This window comes from Nocardioides sp. (genome assembly GCF_964228225.1).
In the GTDB taxonomy this organism is placed as follows: domain Bacteria; phylum Actinomycetota; class Actinomycetes; order Propionibacteriales; family Nocardioidaceae; genus Nocardioides.
The window spans coordinates 80,091-101,439 of record NZ_CAXQZB010000016.1 but is presented as its reverse complement, the minus strand read 5'-3'; the positions used below and the strand labels follow the sequence as shown (position 1 = coordinate 101,439).

At 74.1% G+C, this 21,349-nt stretch carries 20 protein-coding genes; 12 read left to right on the top strand and 8 right to left on the bottom strand.

The genetic code is table 11. The features are described from left to right. The first annotated feature begins 6 nt into the window (after nucleotides 1–6). The 3 genes from ACERUJ_RS04055 to ACERUJ_RS04045 all read left to right on the top strand — a co-directional run bounded on the left by ACERUJ_RS04055 (nucleotide 7) and on the right by ACERUJ_RS04045 (nucleotide 3,002). Nucleotides 7–1,383 carry an aldehyde dehydrogenase gene (locus ACERUJ_RS04055; protein ID WP_370247160.1) on the top strand — a complete coding sequence of 459 codons (1,377 nt, stop codon included), beginning with the start codon at nucleotides 7–9 and terminating at the stop codon, nucleotides 1,381–1,383. An 85-nt stretch (nucleotides 1,384–1,468) separates the two neighbouring features. After that, entirely contained in the window at nucleotides 1,469–2,236 is a 768-nt protein-coding gene (locus ACERUJ_RS04050) for a 3-oxoacyl-ACP reductase (RefSeq protein ID WP_370247159.1), read from the top strand. A gap of 40 nt (nucleotides 2,237–2,276) precedes the next feature. Continuing rightward, nucleotides 2,277–3,002, top strand: coding sequence for a gamma-glutamyl-gamma-aminobutyrate hydrolase family protein (locus ACERUJ_RS04045; protein ID WP_370247158.1), 726 nt, complete (start codon nucleotides 2,277–2,279; stop codon nucleotides 3,000–3,002). On the opposite strand, the gene ACERUJ_RS04040 is transcribed toward ACERUJ_RS04045, so the two are convergent. Both ACERUJ_RS04040 and ACERUJ_RS04035 read right to left on the bottom strand, forming a co-directional pair. Then, on the bottom strand, nucleotides 2,983–3,963 hold the full coding sequence (locus tag ACERUJ_RS04040; protein ID WP_370247157.1) for a hypothetical protein: 981 nt from the start codon (nucleotides 3,961–3,963) through the stop codon (nucleotides 2,983–2,985). The two genes, ACERUJ_RS04045 and ACERUJ_RS04040, sit on opposite strands and share 20 nt — an antisense overlap. Next, a complete protein-coding gene (locus tag ACERUJ_RS04035) occupies nucleotides 3,954–4,862 on the bottom strand; it encodes a hypothetical protein (RefSeq protein WP_370247156.1) in 909 nt (302 codons plus the stop codon). Before ACERUJ_RS04035 ends, ACERUJ_RS04040 begins: the two co-directional genes overlap by 10 nt. Nucleotides 4,863–4,950: 88 nt before the next feature. On the opposite strand from ACERUJ_RS04035, the gene ACERUJ_RS04030 reads away from it, so the two are divergent. The 5 genes from ACERUJ_RS04030 to ACERUJ_RS04010 all read left to right on the top strand — a co-directional run bounded on the left by ACERUJ_RS04030 (nucleotide 4,951) and on the right by ACERUJ_RS04010 (nucleotide 9,062). After that, nucleotides 4,951–5,367 (top strand): hypothetical protein, encoded by a 417-nt coding sequence (locus ACERUJ_RS04030; protein WP_370247155.1) that lies wholly within the window; start codon nucleotides 4,951–4,953, stop codon nucleotides 5,365–5,367. Nucleotides 5,368–5,465: 98 nt separating this feature from the next. Next, nucleotides 5,466–6,647: a glycerophosphodiester phosphodiesterase gene (locus ACERUJ_RS04025; RefSeq protein ID WP_370247154.1), complete on the top strand. Its 1,182-nt coding sequence runs from the start codon at nucleotides 5,466–5,468 to the stop codon at nucleotides 6,645–6,647. Next, entirely contained in the window at nucleotides 6,644–7,060 is a 417-nt protein-coding gene (locus tag ACERUJ_RS04020; RefSeq protein ID WP_370247153.1) for an HIT family protein, read from the top strand. The genes ACERUJ_RS04025 and ACERUJ_RS04020 overlap by 4 nt, the downstream gene beginning before the upstream one ends. A 100-nt stretch (nucleotides 7,061–7,160) precedes the next feature. Then, nucleotides 7,161–7,928, top strand: a complete 768-nt coding sequence (locus tag ACERUJ_RS04015) for an SDR family NAD(P)-dependent oxidoreductase (protein WP_370247152.1) — start codon at nucleotides 7,161–7,163, stop codon at nucleotides 7,926–7,928. Nucleotides 7,929–8,027: 99 nt separating this feature from the next. Next, on the top strand, nucleotides 8,028–9,062 hold the full coding sequence (locus tag ACERUJ_RS04010; protein ID WP_370247151.1) for a DUF3048 domain-containing protein: 1,035 nt from the start codon (nucleotides 8,028–8,030) through the stop codon (nucleotides 9,060–9,062). A 131-nt stretch (nucleotides 9,063–9,193) separates the two neighbouring features. Here the strand turns inward: ACERUJ_RS04010 and ACERUJ_RS04005 are convergent, their stop codons facing one another. The 3 genes from ACERUJ_RS04005 to ACERUJ_RS03995 form a co-directional block, all read right to left on the bottom strand. Then, nucleotides 9,194–9,448: a DUF3099 domain-containing protein gene (locus ACERUJ_RS04005; RefSeq protein ID WP_370247150.1), complete on the bottom strand. Its 255-nt coding sequence runs from the start codon at nucleotides 9,446–9,448 to the stop codon at nucleotides 9,194–9,196. Nucleotides 9,449–9,539: 91 nt separating this feature from the next. Next, nucleotides 9,540–12,578 (bottom strand): S8 family serine peptidase, encoded by a 3,039-nt coding sequence (locus tag ACERUJ_RS04000; protein WP_370247149.1) that lies wholly within the window; start codon nucleotides 12,576–12,578, stop codon nucleotides 9,540–9,542. Between the two features lie 232 nt (nucleotides 12,579–12,810). After that, the gene (locus tag ACERUJ_RS03995) at nucleotides 12,811–13,821 is read right to left on the bottom strand and encodes an SGNH/GDSL hydrolase family protein (protein WP_370247148.1); all 1,011 of its coding nucleotides are present in this window, start codon (nucleotides 13,819–13,821) and stop codon (nucleotides 12,811–12,813) included. Between the two features lie 86 nt (nucleotides 13,822–13,907). On the opposite strand from ACERUJ_RS03995, the gene ACERUJ_RS03990 reads away from it, so the two are divergent. The 3 genes from ACERUJ_RS03990 to ACERUJ_RS03980 all read left to right on the top strand — a co-directional run bounded on the left by ACERUJ_RS03990 (nucleotide 13,908) and on the right by ACERUJ_RS03980 (nucleotide 17,063). Continuing rightward, nucleotides 13,908–15,320 carry a cystathionine beta-synthase gene (locus ACERUJ_RS03990; protein WP_370247147.1) on the top strand — a complete coding sequence of 471 codons (1,413 nt, stop codon included), beginning with the start codon at nucleotides 13,908–13,910 and terminating at the stop codon, nucleotides 15,318–15,320. 79 nt (nucleotides 15,321–15,399) lie between these two features. Further along, nucleotides 15,400–15,882 carry a Zn-ribbon domain-containing OB-fold protein gene (locus tag ACERUJ_RS03985; RefSeq protein WP_370247146.1) on the top strand — a complete coding sequence of 161 codons (483 nt, stop codon included), beginning with the start codon at nucleotides 15,400–15,402 and terminating at the stop codon, nucleotides 15,880–15,882. Then, on the top strand, nucleotides 15,879–17,063 hold the full coding sequence (locus ACERUJ_RS03980) for a lipid-transfer protein (protein WP_370247145.1): 1,185 nt from the start codon (nucleotides 15,879–15,881) through the stop codon (nucleotides 17,061–17,063). The genes ACERUJ_RS03985 and ACERUJ_RS03980 overlap by 4 nt, the downstream gene beginning before the upstream one ends. 16 nt (nucleotides 17,064–17,079) lie before the next feature. Here ACERUJ_RS03980 and ACERUJ_RS03975 read toward each other — a convergent pair whose 3' ends face one another. From ACERUJ_RS03975 to ACERUJ_RS03965, 3 genes are read right to left on the bottom strand one after another with little or no spacing between them, the layout of a single operon-like run. Continuing rightward, complete coding sequence (locus ACERUJ_RS03975; protein ID WP_370247144.1) at nucleotides 17,080–17,451, bottom strand: YchJ family protein; 372 nt, start codon at nucleotides 17,449–17,451, stop codon at nucleotides 17,080–17,082. Further along, nucleotides 17,448–18,284, bottom strand: coding sequence for an adenylate/guanylate cyclase domain-containing protein (locus ACERUJ_RS03970; protein ID WP_370247143.1), 837 nt, complete (start codon nucleotides 18,282–18,284; stop codon nucleotides 17,448–17,450). The genes ACERUJ_RS03975 and ACERUJ_RS03970 overlap by 4 nt, the downstream gene beginning before the upstream one ends. 13 nt (nucleotides 18,285–18,297) lie before the next feature. Then, a complete protein-coding gene (locus ACERUJ_RS03965; RefSeq protein WP_370247142.1) occupies nucleotides 18,298–19,719 on the bottom strand; it encodes a wax ester/triacylglycerol synthase family O-acyltransferase in 1,422 nt (473 codons plus the stop codon). Between the two features lie 173 nt (nucleotides 19,720–19,892). Here ACERUJ_RS03965 and ACERUJ_RS03960 point away from each other — a divergent pair, with 173 nt between their 5' ends. Continuing rightward, the gene (locus tag ACERUJ_RS03960; RefSeq protein ID WP_370247141.1) at nucleotides 19,893–21,305 is read left to right on the top strand and encodes a magnesium chelatase; all 1,413 of its coding nucleotides are present in this window, start codon (nucleotides 19,893–19,895) and stop codon (nucleotides 21,303–21,305) included. Nucleotides 21,306–21,349 lie beyond the last annotated feature (44 nt).

The following is a 21,349-nucleotide window of genomic DNA, read 5'->3' as shown; positions in this document are numbered from 1 at the left end:
GGAGCCATGAGCAGCAGCACGTTCGTCGTCCGCAACCCCGCCACGGCCGCGGTGCTCACCGAGGTGCCGCTGGCCTCGGTGGAGGAGACCGACGCCCACATCGCCCGCGCGGCCGCGGCGTTCCCGGCCTGGCGCGACGTCGCCCCGGCGGAGCGGGCGCGGCTGCTGCGCTCCTTCGCCGCCGTCGTCGACGCCCACCTGGAGGAGCTCGCGCTGCTGGAGGTGGCCAACGCCGGTCACACGCTGGGCAACGCGCGCTGGGAGGCCGGCAACGTCCGCGACGTGCTGATGTACTACTCCGCCGCCCCGGAGCGGCTCTTCGGCCGCCAGATCCCGGTGCCCGGGGGTGTGGACGTCACCTTCCGCGAGCCGCTGGGCGTGGTCGGCATCATCGTGCCCTGGAACTTCCCGATGCCCATCGCGGGCTGGGGCTTCGCGCCCGCCCTGGCGGCCGGCAACACCGTGGTGCTCAAGCCCGCCGAGCTGACCCCGCTCACCGCGATCCGGCTGGCCGAGCTCGCCCTGGAGGCGGGGCTGCCCGAGGGCGTCTTCACGGTGATCCCCGGCGCCGGTCCGGTGGTGGGGGAGCGGTTCGTCACGAACCCGACCGTGCGCAAGGTCTGCTTCACCGGCTCGACCGTGGTGGGCAAGCGGATCATGGCCGGCTGCGCCGACCAGGTGAAGCGCGTGACCCTCGAGCTGGGCGGCAAGAGCGCCAACATCGTCTTCGCCGACGCCGACATCGAGCGCGCCGCGGCCGCCGCCCCCGGTGCGGTGTTCGACAACGCCGGCCAGGACTGCTGCGCCCGCTCCCGGATCCTGGTGCAGCGGCCCGTGTACGAGCGCTTCCTCGCCGGCCTCGAGACGGCCGTGCAGGGCGTGAAGGTGCTCGACCCGACCTCCCCGGACGCCGAGATGGGGCCGTTGGTCTCGGCCGGGCAGCGCGACCGCGTCGCGGCCTACCTCGACGGCGTCACCCCGCTGTTCACCGGCTCGGTGCCGACCGAGCCCGGCTTCGCCGAGGGCTACTGGCTGCCGCCGACCGTGGTGGAGGCCACCGACCCCACGGCCGCGCTGTGGCGCGAGGAGGTCTTCGGCCCCGTCGTGGCGGTGATGCCCTTCGACACCGAGGAGGACGCCGTGCGGCTCGCCAACGACACCGACTACGGCCTCTCGGGCTCGATCTTCACCCGCGACGTCGGCCGCGCGCTGCGGGTGGCCCGTGGCGTCGAGGCCGGCAACCTCAGCGTCAACTCCCACTCCTCGGTGCGCTACTGGACCCCCTTCGGCGGGTTCAAGCAGTCCGGCCTGGGCCGCGAGCTCGGCCCCGACGCCCCGCACGCGTTCACCGAGGAGAAGAACGTCTTCATCGCCACCGACTGATCCGGTTGCTGAGCCGGCGACCGAGCCCTCTCCCCGCCCCACCCCCACGCTCCACCACACACGCTCCAGGAAAGGACCCATCACCATGGCAGGACGTCTCGACGGCAAGGTCGCCGTGATCACCGGAGGCTGCTCCGGCATCGGGCTGGCCACCGTGCGCCGCTTCCTCGAGGAGGGCGCGAAGGTCGTCGTCGGCGACGTCGACGACGCCTCGGGCACCGCCCTCGCCGCCGAGCTCGGCGTCACCTACGTGCACGTCGACGTCACCAGCAAGGAGGAGGTCGACGCGCTGTTCGCCACGGCGAAGGACACCTACGGCTCGGTGGACATCGCCTTCAACAACGCCGGCATCAGCCCGCCCGACGACGACTCCATCCTCGACACCGAGCTCGACGCCTGGCGCCGGGTGCAGGAGGTCAACCTCACCAGCGTCTACCTGTGCTGCAAGGCGGCGCTGCCGTACATGCTCGAGCAGGGCAAGGGCTCGATCATCAACACCGCCTCGTTCGTGGCGGTCATGGGCGCGGCCACCTCGCAGATCTCCTACTCCGCCTCCAAGGGCGGGGTGCTCACGATGACCCGCGAGCTGGGCGTGCAGTTCGCGCGTCAGGGCGTGCGGGTCAACGCGCTGTGCCCCGGACCGGTCAACACCCCGCTGCTGCAGGAGCTGTTCGCCAAGGACGAGGAGCGGGCCGCGCGCCGCCTGGTGCACGTGCCGATGGGCCGCTTCGGCGAGCCCGAGGAGATGGCCAACGCGGTGCTGTTCCTGGCCTCGGACGAGTCCTCGTTCATGACCGCCTCCACCTTCCTCGTCGACGGCGGCATCTCGGCGGCCTACGTCACCCCGCTGTGAGCCCGAGGTGAGGGCGAGGTGAGGGCGAGGTGAGGGCGCGGTGACCCCGCTCGTCGGTCTCTCGACCTACCGCGAGCCGGCCCGCTGGGGTGTCTGGGACGCCCCGGCGGACCTGCTGCCGGCCACCTACGCCCGCGCCGTCACGGCCGCGGGCGGGGTGCCGGTGCTCCTGCCGCCGCAACCGGTCGACCATGCCGCCGCCGTGGTGGCCCGCCTCGACGCGCTGGTGATCTGCGGGGGCGCCGACGTCGACCCGGCGCGCTACGACGCCGCCCCCCACCCCGCCACCGGAGCACCGCGGGACGACCGCGACGCCTGGGAGTGGGCGCTGCTCGACGCCGCCGGGTCCACCGACCTGCCGGTGCTCGGCGTGTGTCGGGGCATGCAGGTGATGGCGGCCCACGCCGGCGGGACGCTCGACCAGCACCTGCCCGACCTGCTCGACCACGACGGCCACGACCCCGGCGGCGACGCCTACGGGCGCACGGCGGTGCGGCTCGAGCCGGGCTCGCGGCTGGCGCAGGTCGTGGGGGAGGGGCCGCCCGTGGCCTGCCACCACCACCAGGCCGTGCGCACCCACCCCGGCTTCCGGGCGGTCGCGTGGGCCCCCGACGGTGTGCTGGAGGCCATCGAGGACCCCGCCCACCCCTTCCGCCTCGCCGTGCAGTGGCATCCCGAGGTGGACGAGTGGGCGGGCGCCGGCGGGGTGTTCGCCGCCGTCGTCGCCGCTGCGCGCGAGCGGGCGCTCAGGGACAGGTCCGGGTGACCTGGTCGAACAGCCGCGTCGGGGCCTCGATGTCGACCGGTTCCCCGGCGTCGCGGTAGCCGATCCGCCAGCCCGGCGGGCCCGACTCCGCCACCAGAGTGGCGTACAACCCGTACTCGGCGGGGAGTCCGAGTGCCTCGATCGCGTCACCGAGAGCGGTCCCGAGGTCCTGCGCGCTGAGTTGGGCCTCGACGATCGTGCCGCCACGCACCACGATCGTGATCGGTACGCGCTTCGCTCCCAGCTGCGGGTCCGCCCGGAGTCGGCCGCCGAGGCCGAGCAGTGACAAGGCCACGCCGAGCGACGTCGTCCGGTCCGAGGGTCGGTAGCGGTCGATCAGCATCAGGGGGATGAGCGAGGCCGCCGTCGGCGGTTCGGTGGCCGCCGCCACCGCCTCGGGCGCCATCCCCTCGGCCTCGGCCTCGGAGAGGTCGGCCCCGGTGGTGAGGATCCAGCACTCGCCGGCGGGCGAGTCGAAACCCTCGGGGCGGAAGAACGTCCTGCGATCGGCGATGACGGTGTGGAAGGCCAGCGTGTCCGGGGCCTGCGGATCGATTCTGGTGACGTTGCGCTGGGTCACGAGCAGGTCCATCGCCACCGGCGAGATCGAGAACCGGCCCTCGCCCTCCACCGACACGAACCGGTCGTCGGGGGATGCGCCGACCTGCTCCACCACGACCCGGTGGGCGTTCGCGCGCAGCAGCCGCAGGTACGCCGGACGGAACTCCTCCTGCGCCAGCGGCGGGACGTCGGGGAACGCCGGCTCGGCGGGCGGCTCGGTGGTCGGCTCGCTGGTGGGCGGGTCCGTGGTCGTGGGTGCGGGCGACACCGCGTCGCCGGAACCGCCGCTGCGCACCGACCCGTCGCTGCACGCGCTCACCCCAGAGACGAGGCCAAGTGAGAGGCTCAGCACGAGTGCGTGGGCGCGCAGCGTCGGCCGGCTGATCGGGTTCAGGCGCATGCGGGGGTCCTTCCTGCGCGCAGCTCGGCCCGCGAGGGCCGGCTGAGGTCGGCGGGGTCGCCGAAGCCGGCGAAGGAGGCGGTCCAGGAGCGGATCCGGCTGCGGGTCAGGGCGCGGGCGAGGTCGGCGGCCTCGGTGCCGGGGACGTCCTGCAGGACGCGCACGACGTCGCCGGGGCGCACGACCAGCCGCCGCACCCGGCCGTCGGACTCGTCCAGGCGCACCGGGATCGTGGCGTCGGGGGCCACCTGGTCGCCGGCGGCGGTCAGGCCGATCATCCGCAGCACCGGCGCGGCGGCGGTGGTGCCGTCGGTGCGCTGGGCGGCGCCGTCGCGATCGGCGGCGAAGCGCAGCACGGCCTCGACCGCGGGGATGCGGCCCGGCACCCCGCTGTCGCCGATCTCGTCGGGGTCCACGGAGTCGACGAGGTTCCAGCAGTCGGGGCCGGTGCCCGGGGCCGGCTTGCCGGCGTAGAGATCGGTGCCCACCTGCAGCAGCGTGGCGCGCGGCACGTCGGAGGTGCCCGCCGCGCGCACGATCGACAGCGACGCCGCGTCGGCGTCGAAGTCCCACACCGCGCGGGAGCGCAGGAACAGCGGCAGACCGGCGGGCACCGTCCCGGCCACGCGCAGCGACATCGCGCCGGTGACGTCGTCGGTGAGGGACTCCAGCACCTGCGGCAGGGTCTCGCGGGTCACCGGGGAGTCCTCGGTCCCGCTGGTCCCTTCGTCCCCGCCCGGTGTGCTCGCGTCGGCCGTGGCCGACGTCGTCGGCCCGGAGGAGCCGCCGGGGGCCTCACCGTCGTCGGAGGAGCAGGCGCCCAGGCCGAGCCCGAGCACCAGGACGAGTGGGAGCAGCGAGCGCGTGCGCCGACCGGCGCGGGTCCCCGAGAGAGTCATGGGGCGCATCGTAGGGACTTCCCGCGGTCGGCGGTGGCGGAATCCGGGGGAGGTGGTCGGCGCCACGCCGGTCGGCCACGATGGGGCCATGACCCAGGGGATCCGCGCGGCCCGCCGCGCCGCCGTGATGCTGTCCGCCACCCTCGCCCTCGGGGGGCTCGCCGGCTGTGGCTCCGACGACGACTCCGGCAGCGGCACCGGCTCGGGCGGCGCGGGCGCCACGAGCGTCGAGGGCGCCCAGGCGGAGGTGGACCGGCTCGCCGTCGCGCTGGAGTCCTACTACCGCGGGGCGGGCTACCCGGAGACCCTCGACGACGCCGTCGCCAGCCTGCCGGGTGCGGGCCTGAGCGCCACCGCGGGCTACACCGTGGCCGGCTACGTCTACGACCCCGACGCCGTGGAGTTCACCCTGTGCGTCGAGGACGCCGACGGCGCCTGGGCCACCTACGACACCGCCCCGATGAGCGTGCGCGACTCCGGCGACTCCGGCGGCTGCAGCATCTAGGAAGGCAGCCTGGATCCGGGCGTGGGGTCCGGCAACCGTCGCCCCGCGTTCACCCTGGCGTTCACTCCCGTGCCACCGGGGTCGGTGAGGGTCGAGCCATGTCTCGGAACCTGCGCCCCCGTGCGCTCCCACGTCCCTTCGTCGTCCCGATCGCCTCGGGCCTGCTCACCGCCGTGCTCGCGACACTGCTCACCGCCGGCGCCACCGTCGCGGCCACCCCCGACCCGGCGGACCGGGCCGGCGCCCGATCCCCGCACGGCTCGCACGGGCCGCGCGCCGTGACCCCGCTGGTCTTCGGCCACCGCGGAGCCTCCGGCTACCGCCCCGAGCACACCCTGGCCTCCTACGAGCTCGCCATCCGGATGGGCGCCGACTACATCGAACCCGACCTCGTGCCCACCCAGGACGGCGTGCTCGTGGCGCGCCACGAGAACGAGATCGGCGGCACCACCGACGTCGCCGCGCACCCCGAGTTCGCCGACCGGCGCACCACCAAGACCATCGACGGCGTGCGCGTGACCGGCTGGTTCACCGAGGACTTCACCCTCGCCGAGCTGCAGACGCTGCGCGCGAAGGAGCGGCTGCCGCAGGTGCGCCCGGCCAACACCCGCTACGACGGCCGGTTCACGATCCCCACCTTCGCCCAGGTGGTCGACCTGGTGCAGCGCTACCGCGCCCGCGGCTACGACGTCGGGATCGCCCCGGAGACCAAGCACCCGTCCTACTTCGACGGCCTCGGCCTCTCCCCGGAGGAGCCGCTGCTGCGCACCCTGCGCCGCGCCGGCCTGGACCGGCGCTCCTCCGGCGTCGTCATCCAGTCCTTCGAGGTCTCCAACCTGCGCGACCTCGCGCGCCGCACGCGCGTGCCGCTGGTGCAGCTGACCAGCGCCACCGGCGGCCCGGCCGACCTCGCGGCCGCCGGCACCACCTACGCCGACCTGCTCACCCCCGCCGGCCTGCGCGGGGTGGCCCGCTACGCCACCTGGCTCGGCCCGGAGAAGTCCCAGGTGCTCCCGCGCGACGCCGCCGGCGCCACCGGCATCCCCAGCGGGCTGGTCGATGCCGCCCACGACGCCGGGCTGAAGGTCGTGGTCTACACCGTGCGCGACGAGAACCAGTTCATGGCCACCAACTACCGCCGCGGCACCGACCCGAACGCCGCCGGGGACGTGTTCGCCGAGATCACCGACCTGCTCGACGCCGGCGTCGACGGCCTGTTCGCCGACATGCCCGACTCCGCGGTCGACGCCCGCGACGCCTGGGTAGCCTCGCACGCGTGACCTCGGTGGCCGGGTGCGTGTTCTGCGAGATCGTCGCCGGACGCGCCCCGGCCCACCTCGTGCTCGAGACCGAGCACCTGATGGCCTTCCTCGACACCCGGCCGGTCTTCCCCGGGCACGTCCTGCTCGTGCCCCGCGCGCACGTCCCGACGCTGGTGGACCTGCCGGCCGCGTTGCGTGACCCGTTCCTGGCCGCCGCCCAGCGGCTCGCGGCGGCGGTGGTGGCCTGCGGCGCCCAGGGCAGCTTCGTGGCGATGAACAACGTCGTCAGCCAGTCGGTGCCGCACCTGCACCTGCACGTGGTGCCGCGCACGAAGGGCGACGGGCTGCGCGGCTTCTTCTGGCCCCGGCGCCGCTACGGCGACGGGGAGGCGGACGCCCGGGCCGCCGCGCTGCGCGCCGCACTATCGTGACCGGGGGCGTGACGCCCGTGCGCAGCGCGCGCGAGCGGCGTCCGAGCACGGGCCGGCGGCGACCGCCGCGGGCCGAACCGAGCAGAGAGGTGCACACCTGATGGGTCGCTATGACGGACGGGTCGCTGTCGTCACCGGAGCCGCGCGCGGGATCGGGTTCGGGATCGCCACCCGCTTCGCCGAGGAGGGTGCCTCCGTGGCGATCGTCGACCTCGACGAGTCCGCCGCTGCCGAGGCCGCCGGTCGGCTGCCCCTGGTCGACGGCGCGAAGGCCGTCGGCGTGGGCTGCAACGTCAGCGACGCCGCGGCGGTGGACGCCGCGATCGAGCGCGTCGTCACCGAGCTGGGCGGCATCCACGTGCTGGTGAACAACGCCGGCATCACCCGCGACAACCTGCTGTTCAAGATGACCGAGGACGACTGGGACCTCGTGATGGGCGTGCACCTCAAGGGCGCGTTCCTCATGACCAAGGCCGCCCAGAAGCACTTCGTGGAGCAGAAGTACGGCAAGATCCTCAACCTCTCCAGCGTCTCCTCGCTGGGCAACCGCGGCCAGGCCAACTACAGCGCCGCCAAGATGGGCGTGCAGGGCTTCACCCGCACCCTGGGCATCGAGCTGGGTCCCTTCGGCATCAACGCCAACGCGATCGCCCCCGGCTTCATCGCCACCGAGATGACCGACGCCACCGCCGCCCGGCTGAAGATGGACGTCGAGGAGTTCCGCAAGCTCAACGCCGAGCACAACCCGGTCAAGCGCGTGGGCTTCCCCGAGGACATCGCCGCCGCGGCGGCGTTCCTGTGCAGCGACGAGGCGTCCTACATCACCGGCCAGACCCTCTACGTCGACGGCGGCGCCAAGCTCGGCTGACCCCCGACGACCCGCGTTAAGGCGACTTCTTCACTACAGATTCGCCACACGCCGCTCCGGTGCCCCGGGATCCTCGGGGCGCCGGAGCACACTGGGGGGATGACCGCCCCCCGACTCCCGCACCGCGCGCGCCGCCGGCCGGCGCGCGCGATCGTGGTCCCCGTGCTCGCCTCGCTGGTGCTCGCCGGCTGCGGCGGCGACGACGGCGGTGACGCCGCCGGGGAGAAGTCCGGCCGCGACGGCGCCGCGGCGGCCACCGACACCTGGCCGCTCACCGGCCTCCCGGCCCGTCGGGGGGCGGACCAGCGTCACCCGGTGATCGTCGTCAAGATCGACAACACCGCCTCCAGCGCTCCGCAGGCGGGTCTGGGCGGGGCCGACCTGGTGGTGGAGGAGCTCGTCGAGGGCGGCTCCACGCGCCTCGCGGCCTTCTTCTACTCCCGGCTGCCCGACGTCGTGGGCCCGGTGCGGTCGATGCGCGCCAGCGACCTCGGCATCCTCGGCGGCACCGACGCGGTGGTGGCCACCAGCGGCGCGGCCCAGGTGACCCTCGACCGGATCGGCGCCGCGGGGGTCACCTACGTCACCGAGGGCAGTGCGGGCTTCTACCGCGCCGACGACCGCTCGGCCCCCTACGACCTGATGGCCCGGCTGCCCGAGGTGGCCGACGCGCTGCGCACGCCGCGCGCCGTGCGTCCGCCCGACTACCTCGACTTCGCCGCCGACCCCGAGCTGCCGGAGGGGCGTCGCGCCGACGGCGTGGCCGCCGTGTTCTCCGGGGGTCACACCACCGCGTGGCGCCGCGACGGCGACGCCTACGTCGTGCAGGACGGCTACGCGGCCGCCGACGACGGCTTCCGCGCCGACACCGTGCTGATCCTGCGGGTGCAGGTGGGCGACGCCGGCTACCGCGACCCCGCCGGCAACCCCGTGCCCGAGACGAAGCTGGCCGGGGAGGGTGCGGCGCTGCTGGTGCACGGCGGTCGGGCGATCACCGCCCGCTGGAGCAAGCCCGCCCCCGACGCCACGATCAGCCTCACCACCGCCGACGGCACCCCGCTGTCCGTCCCGGCCGGGCACACCTGGATCGAACTGGTGCCCGCCCAGGGCGGCGACGTCACCCTCACCCGCTGACCCCACCAGGGGCCCGGTGGTCGCTGTCTCCCGTTGTCACCAGCGGAATGCACCGATTCCGGGCCCGAAGTGGTGATTGTGGCTGGTGACAACGGGAGACCCCGGGCACGGTGCGACCTGGGGGGCGGCGCTCAGCGCAGGCCGTCGTCGTCGGCCTCGCGCGGCGGGAACGCCGGGGGGCGCGGGCCCTGCAGCCGCCGGATCGCGCCCCGGTTGCCCACGATCGAGGCGACCGGGGCCAGGATCGCCGCGACGGCGCTCATCGCGATCGCGGCGGGTACCGACCACAGGCGCACCACGTTCCAGGCCAGCAGGATGAGCACCAGGCTGGTGCCCATCAGCTGGAAGTAGCGACGCCGGCGCTGCGCCTGATCGGAGGGGGTCATCCCTGCCAACCTCGGGCGCAACGCCGGCGTCCGCCGCACCGGTTCGGGTGGTCCTCCCCGGTGCGGCCCGTGCCGTGACGTGCGGCTCGGCTCAGCTCTCCGGGACCGTCACCGCGACCTCGGTCTCCTCGACCGAGCCCTCGTAGGCGAGGTAGCCGAGGTAGCGGCCCGGCGTGAGGCCGGTCCAGGACACCGTGGCCGTGCTGGTGCTGCCCTGGGTGATCGCCACCGGGTTCGGGGTGACGGTGAGGTCGCCCAGGTCGGGCGTGCCGCCGAGGTCGAACACCGCGAGGGTGAACGGGATCGGGCTGCCCTGGGTGCCGGCCGAGAAGCCGATCGACTGGGTGATGTAGACCGGCGAGTCGGGCTCGTCGACCACCACCCGCTCGTCGGGCGACCCGGTGGCCGACTCCCCGGCCACGCCGGTGATCGCGTCGGTGGCGCAGTCGTCGGCGGCGTAGACCACGAGGTCGAGGTCGGCGCTGTTGTCGCGGGCGTCGAGGTCGAACACCGCCCGGGTGGTGGTGCCCGGCGTGACGCTGAAGCAGTCGAGGAACTGCTCGCCGGCCGGGATGGCGTCGTCGTAGCCCTGGGCGGCCGCGAGACCGGAGGTGGTGATCGCGAGGTCGGTGTCGGTGCCGCCGACCAGCGACAGCTCGGCCTCACCCTCGGCCGTGGTGCCGGTGACCTTCGCCGGGGCGTCGACCACGACCGGGCGCAGCTGCACCGGGATGCGCACCTTGCTCGGACCGGTCAGCGTGATCGCACCGCTGGAGTAGTCGCCCAACGGGGCGGTGGTGCGGGTGTAGGTGAGGGTGAGGTCGATGACGTCGCCCGCCCGCTTGGACACCACGCTCGCCGGGCTGACGCTGACGTCGAACCCGGGCTGGTAGGTGCGGATCCGCCACGTGCCGGCCGTGCTGGCACGCAGCGAGCGGGTGACGGTGTAGGAGCCGGTGACGGCGTCGTTGGCGATCGAGGGCACGTTGAGGTCGCCCGCGGCCAGCGGCCGGGAACCGGTGTCGAGGCCCTGGCCGGCGAGGAACGCGCTCCAGTCGCGGGCGTCGGAGCTGATGAACAGGCCGGGGCTGAAGAAGTCGCGCGGGGTGACCTCACCCGAGCCGCCCGCCAGGGCGTTGGTGTCGACCGAGCCGTCGGCCCGCTTGAGCGGGGTGGCGGTGGTCATCATGGCCGACTTGACGTCCATCGGGGCCCAGGACGGCTTGCGGCCGAGCATGAAGGCCGCCAGACCGGCGATGTGCGGGGAGGACATCGAGGTGCCGGAGTACAGGTCGTAGTCGCGGCCCTGGTTCGAGGGCGGGGCGACCGCGGCGAGCACGCTCTGCCCGGGAGCGGTGATGTCGGGCTTGAGCAGCATGCCGTCGTTGGCCAGCGCCGGACCGCGGGAGGAGAACCCGGCCACCTGCGGCAGCGGGGTGGTCTGCCCGGTCAGGTTCTTGAGCCGGAACGCCGCGGTGGGGTTCGGGGTGCTCTCGAGGTAGGTGGCCAGGGTGGCGCCGTCGGTGTCGGAGATGTGGATCGTGGGCACCGCGTGGAAGTCGGCGTCGAGGCTGTTCGGGCTGGGGTTGACCAGGATCATCGCCCGGCCGCCGGCCCGCTTCACCTCCGCGCTCTTGGCGACGCGGTCGTAGGTGCCGCGGTAGCAGACCACGATCTTGCCGGTGACCTTCGCGGGGTCGAGGGTCTCGGGCCCGCACAGTCGGGCGTCGGCGGCGTCGCCCCCGGAGACCACGCTGGCCTCGGCGGTGACCACCGGACGCTGGCTCAGGAACGTGCCGTTGATCGAGGAGCCCAGGATCTTGGTGCCGTCGCCGAGCACGAGGGTGTTCTCGAAGGAGGCGTGCGTCCCGGCCGCCACGGTGGTGAGCCAGGGGCTGTTGTGCGCCACGGTCGAGGCGTCGGGCCCGGAGTTGCCGGCCGAGGCGGCGATGAAGATGCCGGCCTCCGCGGCGCCCTCGAACGCCAGCTCGACGGGGTCGATCACGGTGTCCTGCGCGCCCGAGATCGAGAAGTTGATGACGTCGACGCCGTCGACCACGGCCTGGTCGATCGCGGCGACGTTGTCGGAGGTGTAGCAGCCGGTGAGGTCGGGGTCGACGTTCTCCCAGCAGGTCTTGTAGACCGCGATCTTCGCGGCCGGGGCCATGCCCTTGATCGTGCCGAACGCCCGGCCCTCGACCGAGACGTTCTTCACGGCCCGACCGGCGGCGGTGCTGGCGGTGTGGGAGCCGTGGCCGCTGCCGTCGCGGGGCGAGACGTACTCGGAGTCGGGCAGGCTGTCGGCCGGCACCGAGTCGAAGTAGCCCTCGCCGAAGGTGCGGGCGCTGATCAGCTTGGTGGTGCAGAACGCGCGCGGGAAGGCCTCGCCCTCCTCGCAATACCCGCGGAACACGCCGCCGTCGACCTTCTCCATGCGCGTGTTGCCCTCGGCGTCCATGGAGATGTCCCAGGTGGTGCTGGGGGTCGCCGTGAGCGCGTCGCCGCGGAAGGAGCGGTTGGAGGGCCAGATGCCGGAGTCGATGACACCGACCACGACGCCGTCGCCGGCGCTGGCCTCGCCCCCGTTCTTCGCCCAGGCGCCGTCGGTGCCCTCGAGCCCCAGGAACGTGGGGGTGTTCCACGTGTCGACCTTGCGCAGGGTGTCCTTGCTCAGCAGCAGCACGTCGCGGCTGGTGGCCAGCTCGGTGGCCTGCTCGCCGGTGAGGTCGGCGGAGAACCCGTTGAGGGCCGCGGTGTACTGCGCGTCCGGCGCGGCGCCGACGCTGCGGGCCAGCGCGCGCTGCTCCCCGCGCAGGTAGGTGCTGTAGGCGCGCACCGCCGTGCTGTCGCCGCGGAACTCGCGGCCCGGGCCGGGGCGGGTGGGCGCCAGACCGCGGGTGCCGCCGTCGTAGGACACGGCCGGCGGGGCCTTGAGCACGACCACGTAGCGGCCGGCGTCGTAGGCCGCGGGCGTGCCCTCGAGGCGCTGCGGACGTGCGCCGTCACCCCCGTCGGGTGCGGCGGAGGTGGAAGGGGCGGTGGCGAGCCCGGCGATGCCCACGAGCACGCTGCCGGCCATGACGGCCAGGCCGCGCGCGGTGCGCCGCCGGGTGGGGTTGGGTGACGACAACGGAGAGGCTCCTTGATCCCGAAACGATGAGCCCGCGCGCCCTCGCTGGACGTACGGGTAGGGGCATCCTGTTCCCGGGTCGAGGCGAATGTCTACGGTCGGCCGCAAGTTTTTCGCAAGCGTGACCTCCGGCGACGATTCGTGACCCGCCTGGGCGCTGCGGCCCGCAGATCCTGCGCTGCTCCCGCTCGCCGGTCTAGCGCTCCCTCGGGGCTCCGACGACCCCCGCGGGTCAGCCGGACTCGGTGGCCCGGGGGGCCTCGGGGGTGCTCTGCGGCTGGCGCCGGCGCTGGCGCAGCTCGACCCAGCGACCGCGGACGCCGTGGCGCTGGCCGGCCAGCTCGGTGCCGTCGAGCTCGGTGCCCTCCTGGGCGACGGCGCGCACCGCAGCCCGGCCGATCGGCAGGATGCCCTCGCCGCGACGTCGGTCGGGCACCGTCTCCTGGTCGGGGGCGAGGTCGAGGGCGGCGAGCACCGAGGGCAGCAGGATCCGCACCAGCGCGCGGTAGCCCTTCGCCGAGGGGTGGAACCGGTCGGGGCCGAACAGGTCGGCGCGCTCGGCGGCGAACACCGGCCCCAGGATCGAGCCGAGGGAGACGGTGCGCCCGCCCTCGGCGATCACGGCCATCGTCTGCGCGGCCGCGAGCCGGCGCGACCAGGTGCGCGCCACCTGGCGCAGCGGCGGGGCGATGGGGGAGATGGTGCCGAGGTCGGGGCAGGTGCCCACCACCACGGCGACGCCGGCCTCGCGCAGCCGGCGCACGCCCTCGGCGAGGTGGCGCACCGACTCCGAGGGGCGCACGACGTGGGTGACGTCGTTGGCGCCGATGAGGATCACCGCGACGTCGGGCTCGATGAGCAGGGCGCGGTCGATCTGGGCGGCGAGGTCGGCGCTCACGGCCCCGACCACGCAGAAGGTGCCGAGGTAGGCGCGGCGGTCGGCCTGGTCGACGACGCCGCTGGCCAGCAGCGCCCCGGGGGTGTCCTCCACGCGGTCCACGCCGTAGCCGGCCGCGCTGGAGTCGCCCAGCAGTGCGAGCTTGAGCGCCGGCCCGGGACGGCCGCGGCCGTACCAGCCGCTGGCGTTCGGCACCGGGTCGGGCAACGGGTCGCCGATCGTGCGGCGGGCCAGCACCGCCTCGGTGCGCAGGAGGCCTAACAGCGCCGTGCCGGCCACGGTGAGCCCGCCTCCGCCGTACACCGCGGCGGCGGCCAGCTTCCTGGCGGCGCGGGAGGACGGCATGCCGCCAGCGTAGGGACCCGGGCCAGGATCCCCGGCGCGGGCCATCCGCGGGGGTGTGCGGGCGGATCGTGGGTAGGTTCGGCTGCGTGGACTACGTGAACTCACTGCTGGACCTGATCGGCGACACCCCGCTGCTCCGGCTCGCCCGCACCCTCGACCTCGGCCAGGACCCGACCGGTCACGCCGACGGCGAGGGCCCCCTCGTGCTCGCGAAGGTCGAGTACCTCAACCCCGGCGGGTCGGTGAAGGACCGCATCGCCACCCGCATGATCGAGGCGGCCGAGGCCAGCGGCGAGCTGCGGCCCGGCGGCACGATCGTGGAGCCGACCTCGGGCAACACCGGCGTCGGGCTGGCCATGGTGGCCCAGGCCAAGGGCTACCGCTGCGTGTTCGTGTGCCCCGACAAGGTGAGCGAGGACAAGCGCAACGTGCTGCGCGCCTACGGTGCCGAGGTGGTGGTGTGCCCCACCGCCGTGCCGCCCGAGCACCCCGACAGCTCCTACAACGTCTCCGACCGGCTGGCCTCCCAGCCCGGCGCCTGGAAGCCCAACCAGTACGCCAACCCCCACAACCCGCGCTCGCACTACGAGGAGACCGGCCCCGAGATCTGGCGCCAGACGCAGGGGCGGATCACGCACTTCGTGGCCGGCGTCGGCACCGGCGGCACCATCAGCGGGATCGGTCGCTACCTCAAGGAGCAGAACCCCGGCGTGCAGGTGGTCGGCGCCGACCCCGCCGGATCGGTGTACTCCGGCGGCACCGGCCGCCCCTACCTGGTGGAGGGCGTGGGCGAGGACTTCTGGCCCGACACCTACGACCGCGGCGTGGCCGACCGCATCATCGAGGTCTCCGACGCCGACTCCTTCGCCTTCACCCGTCGTCTCGCGCGCGAGGAGGCGCTGCTGGTGGGCGGCTCCTCGGGCATGGCCGCCTTCGCCGCGCGGCAGTTGGCGCAGGAGCTGGCCGGCACCCCCGAGGGCCGCGACGCCGTGATCGTGGTGCTGCTGCCCGACTCCGGGCGCGGCTACCTCTCCAAGGTCTTCAACGACGACTGGCTGGCGCAGTACGGCTTCGCCACCGGCGGCGAGACGCCCTCCCGCACCGTGGGGGAGGTGCTGCGCGCCAAGCGCGGCGCGCTGCCCGACCTCGTGCACACCCACCCCGCCGAGACCGTGGCCGAGGCGGTGGCGATCCTGCAGGAGTACGGCGTCTCGCAGATGCCGGTCGTGCGCGCCGAGCCGCCGATCGTGGCGGCCGAGGTGGCGGGCTCGGTGTCCGAGCGCACCCTGCTCGACGCCCTGTTCGGCGGGCAGGCGCGGCTCACCGACCCGGTCGAGCAGCACATGTCGCCCCCGCTGCCCACGATCGGCGCCACCGAGGACGCCTCGGCCGCCGTGGCCCTGCTCGGCGGGGCGGACGCCGTGCTCGTGCACGAGGACGGCAAGCCGATCGGCGTCGTCACCCGGCAGGACCTGCTGGCGCACCTGGCGCGCGGCTGACACGACGGTTCCGGGCGGGGGCCCGCTGCACTAGAGTGAGAACACGTTCTAGTTTTGCCGTCCGTTCTCAGGAGTCGTGATGACCCAGGCCCCCGCCACCCCGGCGATCGAGGGGTGGTTCCGCGTCGGTGACGCCGACACCGCCCCCGCGCTGCTCGGCTCGCGCTGCACCGCCTGCGGCTGCACCTTCTTCCCGGTCACCGCCGGGTTCTGCCGCAACCCCTCCTGCGCGGGCGAGGAGTTCGCCACCGTCGAGCTGGCCCGGCGCGGGCGGATCTGGAGCTACACCGACGCCCAGTACCAGCCCCCGAAGCCCTACATCGCCGACACCGACCCCTACGAGCCGTTCGCGCTCGCGGCGGTCGAGCTGCCCGAGGGCCTGGTCGTCATGGGTCAGGTGGCCCGCGGCTACGGCGTCGCCGACCTGCGCGTCGGGCTCGAGGTCGAGCTCGTGGTCGAGCGGCTCTACACCGACGAGACCGGCGACCGGCTGATCTGGCGCTGGCGCCCGCTGACGGATGCGGTGCCGGAGGGTGCCCGGGAGCAGGAGGTGTCGGCGTGAGCGCGCTGATCGCCGGGGTGGGCATGCACCCCTGGGGCAAGTGGGGCCGGTCGTTCGTCTCCTACGGCGTGCACGCCGCGCGCGAGGCGCTGGCCGACGCCGGCGTCGCCTGGACCGACGTCGACCTCGTCGTGGGCGGGGAGACCGTGCGCAACGGTTACGGCGGCTACGTCGCCGGCTCGACGTTCGCCTCGGCGCTGGGCTGGAACGGCGCCCGCGTGGCGACGTCCTACGCCGCGTGCGCCACCGGCGCCCAGGCGCTCGACACCGCCCGGGCCCGGATCATGGCCGGGCTCTCGGAGGTCGCGCTCGTCGTCGGCGCCGACACCACGCCCAAGGGCTTCCTGGCCCCCAACGCCGGCGAGCGCTGGGACGATCCCGACTGGCTGCGGTTCCGGCTGCTCGGCATGACCAACCCTGCCTACTTCGGCCTCTACGCGCGGCGTCGCATGGACCTCTACGGCGCCACCTCGGCCGACTTCGCGGCGGTGAAGGTGAAGAACTCCCGCCACGGCCTCACCAACCCGAACGCGCGCTACCGCAAGGAGGTGAGCGTGGAGGAGGTCCTCGGCAGCGCCGTGGTGGCCGACCCGCTGCACCTGCTCGACATCTGCGCCACCTCCGACGGCGCCGCCGCGGTGGTGCTGGTGAGCCCGGCCTACGCCGAGCGCCACGGCCTGGGCGACCTGGTGCGCGTGGCGGGCATCTCGACGGTCACCCCGACCTTCCCGAACACCGTGCTCGACATGCCGATGCTCGCCACCGACCCCGCGGCGGTGCACGGCACGCCCGAGCACACCTTCAAGGAGGCCATCGGCCGCGCGGTGTACGAGGAGGCCGGCGTCGACCCGGCCGACGTCGACCTCGCCGAGGTCTACGACCTGTCCACCGCCCTGGAGCTGGACTGGATGGAGGACCTCCAGCTGTGCAAGCGCGGCGAGGCCGAGGTGCTGCTGCGCGCCGGGGAGACCACCCTGGGCGGCCGGATCCCGATCAACCCCTCCGGCGGTCTGGCGTGCTTCGGCGAGGCCGTGCCGGCCCAGGCGCTCGCGCAGGTCTGCGAGCTCACCTGGCAGCTGCGCGGGCAGGCCGGGGACCGGCAGGTCGAGGGCGCCCGGGTCGGCATCACCGCCAACCAGGGCCTGTTCGGCCACGGCTCCTCGGTGCTGCTCACCCGCTGACCACCCGCTGACGGGCTCAGGACGGCGGGTGCGTGCCGTCGAGGTAGAGCCACCGGCCCGCGCGCACTGCGAACCGGCTGCGCTCGCGCAGCACGCCGTCGCGGTGGTGGGCGCTGAACTCCACCCAGTCCTCACCGGCTTCGTGCACCACCAGCCCGGTCCAGACGACGTCGGGGTCCAGCGTCAGCTCCGCCGGCCGGGTGCGGGGGTGCCAGGTGCGCACGAGGTAGCCGACGTCGCCGCGCACGAACGCGCTGTAGCGCGAGCGCATCAGCGCCTCGGGGGTCTGCGGCGGGGCGGGCAGCCGGGCGCCGGAGTGCAGGGGCCCGCAGCAGGTCGCGTACGCCGCGCCGCCGCAGGGGCAGACGGTGTCCACGGGGCCGGTCACGAGCCCGCGCGCTGGGTGACGACGCGCCACACGCGGTGCGTGCCCGGCAGGCCCTTGAGCTCGACCTCGCCCATCTCGACCAGCTCCACCGCGGCGTCGTCGTCGAGCGCCTCGTGCACGGCGTCGCTCACCAGCACCTCACCGCCCGTGGCGATGGAGCCGATCCGCGCCGCCAGCGCGACGTTGCGGCCGAAGTAGTCGCCGTCCTTGGTGACCACGCGGCCGGTGTGGATGCCGATGCGCACCTTCACCGGCGCCACGACCCGCAGCATCGGGTCGAGGGTGCGGCGCAGGTCCTTCTGGATGCCGACGGCGGCGCGGCAGGCGGCCTCGGCGTCGCGGAAGGCGATCATGAAGCCGTCACCGGAGTGCTTCACGACCTGCCCGCGGTAGCGCTCCACCCGGGCGGTGACCAGGGCGTCGTGGGCCGAGAGCACCCGCACCCAGACGTCGTCGCCCAGCCGCTCGGTGAGCGGGGTGGAGTCCTCGATGTCGGAGAACATCAGCGTCACCCGCCCCTCGGGATCGGCCATCGTCAGGATCTCCTGCTGCTCGGCCGTGGCCCAGGCGGTGAGGTCCTCCAGCGAGGACTGCAGCAGCCCGGTGACCCCGCGCTCGCGCACCATCGTGGCGGTGCGGATCACGCGCTGCACGGCCCGCTCGGCGGTCGAGGACGCCGGCCGCGGCTTCAGCGCCGCGCTCAGGTCGGCCTCGAGCTGGGCGATCCGCGCCTCCTGCTCGGCCAGGGCGGCGTCGTGACGCCGCGCCCGCCACGCGCTGCGGCCCCAGCCGGCGGCGAGCAGTGCGCTCAGCGCCAGCAGTGCCCAGGTCACGCGCTGATCGTAGTCAGGGCGTGCTCACGCCGTAGGCCTGCTCCAGCGCTTCCAGCTCCTCGCCCGAGTACACCGCGATGCGCTGCAGGCTCGGCAGGGAGTCGCGGCAGCCGGTGTAGCCGATGTTGAACTCCCCGTCGTAGCTGACGCCGGTGATGTTGAGCGCCTGCCCGTTGAACAGCAGGCTCACCGGGTACAGCTCCTCCAGCTGCGAGCCGTCGAGGTAGCGGGTCTCGGGCAGCCCGGGCACGTTGGAGATCACCAGGTTCGCCGCGGGCCGGCCCCGACCGCCGAAGCCGAGCATCGCCTGGCCGAGGAACGGGCTCATGAGAGCGGCGGTGTAGGCGTCCATCGCCGCGCCGCCCACCGCCGGCAGCCGGTCCTTGCCGAGCTTGGTGGAGGCCTTGATCGCCTCGAAGCGCGCCACCGGGTGCGACTGGTCGGTGGCCAGCGAGGCGTAGAGGAAGGTGATGGCGTTGCCGACCCGCGCCCCGGTCTCGGGCGGGCGCACCGAGACCGGCACGTTCGCGATCAGCGGCGAGCGCGGCAGCGCGTCCTGCTCGGCGAGGTAACGCCGCAGCGAGCCCGAGCACAGCGCCAGGAAGACGTCGTTGAGGCTGCCGCCCGCCTCGCGCGCCAGCCGCTGGAGCCGGTCGATCGGGTAGTGCTGGGTGGCGAAGCGGCGCGGGGTGTGGATGCGGCCGTTGAAGATGGTCTTGGGGGCGCGGAACGGCGCCGCGCGGTCGGCGTCGTCGCGGCGGCCGGTGAGGGTCTCGCCGTAGGTGCGGGTGAGGGACCCGCCGACCTCCCGCACGCTGCGCACCGCCCCGCCCACCCCCGCCAGCGGCGAGGACTTCGGGGCGGCGACGGCCACCGCCTTCGTCGACGGGCGCGGCGGCAGGCCCGACTGGTCGGGCCCCCGGACGCCGATCGACCACGGCGGCAGCATGTCGCGCGCCTCGGGGTCCACCGAGAAGGTGCGGCGCAGCAGCCGGATGCCGCCGACGCCGTCGACCTGGGAGTGGTGGGCCTTGAAGTACAGCGACCAGCGGTCCTCCTCCAGGCCCTCGATCACGTGGCACTCCCACAGCGGGTAGCGGCGGTCCATCTTCGCCGAGTGCAGCCGGGACACCAGGACGCCGAGCTCGCGCTGGCTGCCGGGGTGGGGGAGCGCGGAGTGGCGCAGGTGGTAGTCGAGGTCGATGTCGTCGTCGCCGAGCTCGACCCAGCTCGGCACCGGCGCGCGTCGGAAGAGCAGGTTGAACGGCGGGGCGAAGGCCCGCGTCTCGCGCCAGCGGGCCACGAGGTCGGCGACGAACGTGGGGCGGTCGGCGGGCACCCGGAACGTCGCGAGCATGCCGACCTGCATCGGCGTGCGGTGGGTCTCGGCGAACAGCCAGGCGGAGTCGTTGATCGCGAGCATCTTGCGTGGCACGTCCGGGCCTTGCCTTTCGACGACGGTGATCGGGAGGTGATCGGGAGGTGATCGGTATCTGATCCGGCCTCGGTGCGGGGAGTCGCCGAGTGGGAGCACTATGGCCGGTGCGCACCGGGGGCGCGACATCGGGGTGTGGCGGTGTTCCTTGTCAACGGTGGGAAGGTGGGAAGGTGACGGTTCCTCCCCTCGACAGCAGCCCGGCCCCCACGATCTCCACCCTCGGCGAGTTGCGGGCCTCGGGCCACGTGCACAAGCCGCTGCGCACCGAGATCCGCGACAACCTGCTGGCCCGCCTCGGCGCCGGCCAGGACCCCTGGCCGGGACTGCACGGCCTCGAGAACACCGTGGTGCCGCAGGTCGAGCGGGCGCTGATCGCCGGCCACGACATCGTGCTGCTCGGCGAGCGCGGCCAGGGCAAGACCCGCCTGCTGCGCACCATGGTCGGCCTGCTCGACGAGTGGACGCCGGTGATCGCCGGGTCCGAGCTCGGCGAGCACCCCTACGACCCCATCACCGTGGCCTCGCTGCGGCGGGCGGCCGAGCTGGGCGACGACCTCCCGGTGGCCTGGCGCCACCGCGACGAGCGCTACTCCGAGAAGCTCGCCACCCCCGACACCTCGGTGGCCGACCTCATCGGCGACGTCGACCCGATGAAGGTGGCCGAGGGCCGCTCGCTGGCCGACCCCGAGACCATCCACTTCGGCCTCATCCCGCGCAGCCACCGCGGCATCGTGGCGATCAATGAGCTGCCCGACCTCGCCGAGCGCATCCAGGTCGCGATGCTCAACGTGATGGAGGAGCGCGACATCCAGATCCGCGGCTACGTGCTGCGCCTGCCGCTCGACGTGCTCGTCGTCGCCTCGGCCAACCCCGAGGACTACACCAACCGCGGTCGCATCATCACCCCGCTCAAGGACCGCTTCGGCGCCGAGATCCGCACCCACTACCCGGTCGAGCTCGAGGCCGAGGTCGCGGTCATCCGCCAGGAGGCCGACCTCGTGGCCGAGGTGCCCGACTACCTGGTCGAGATCCTGGCCCGGTTCACCCGCCAGCTGCGGGGGTCTTCCGCGGTCGACCAGCGCTCCGGCGTCTCGGCGCGCTTCGCGATCGCGGGCGCCGAGACCATCGCCGCCTCCGCGCTGCACCGCGCCACCGTGCAGGGCGAGGACGCCGCCGTGGCGCGCGTCGTCGACCTCGAGACGGCGGTGGAGGTGCTCGGCGGCAAGATCGAGTTCGAGACCGGCGAGGAGGGGCGCGAGACCGAGATCCTCACCCACCTGCTGCGCACCGCCACCGCCGAGACCGTGCGCGCCCACTTCCGCGGCCTCGACTTCGCGCTGCTGGTCGACGCCATCGAGGGCGGCGCGATGGTCACCACCGGCGAGCGCGTCACCGCCCGCGACTTCCTCACCGGCCTGCCGGTGCTGGGCGAGTCCGACCTCTACGACCAGGTCTGCGACCGCCTCGGGGCCACCAGCGACGGCCAGCGCGCCGGCGCCCTCGAGCTGGCCCTCGAGGGCCTCTACCTCGCCCGCACGATCGGCAAGGACGCCGACGGCGGCGCCACGGTGTACGGGGCCTGACATGGACTCGCTGTGGACGTTCCGCAGCCGCGGCCGAGCGACGG